Origin of the sequence: Veillonella parvula, assembly GCF_024461875.1 — a bacterium.
Lineage (GTDB): Bacteria > Bacillota > Negativicutes > Veillonellales > Veillonellaceae > Veillonella > Veillonella parvula_I.
The window spans coordinates 1-256 of sequence record NZ_JANGAL010000069.1; the positions used below are offsets into that span (position 1 = coordinate 1).

1 protein-coding gene is annotated in these 256 nt (G+C 43.8%); it reads left to right on the plus strand.

Annotated elements, in window-relative coordinates; all coding sequences use genetic code 11:
- Nucleotides 1-256 (plus strand): chromate transporter (locus NE668_RS09895; protein WP_256196819.1); only part of this gene is annotated, 256 nt, incomplete at both ends.

The following is a 256-nucleotide window of genomic DNA, read 5'->3' on the forward strand; positions in this document are numbered from 1 at the left end:
GCGCGGTTGTGGCAACAGTCGGATGCGTTTTTTGCGGAGTTGCGATTTCATTGACTCTGTATCGTTTTTTTCAGAAGCATAAAGAGTCAGTCTATATTTTTGAGACGCTTAACGGATTGAAAGCAGCTTCTCTGGGATTGATCGTATCAGCCGCGGCAACGATCATATTGCTTTCTTTTTTCGGAACAGGAGATCCGGATTTAAAAACAATGAAAGAATCGCTTGATATCGGCGCGGTAGCTATTTTCGGAGGAGT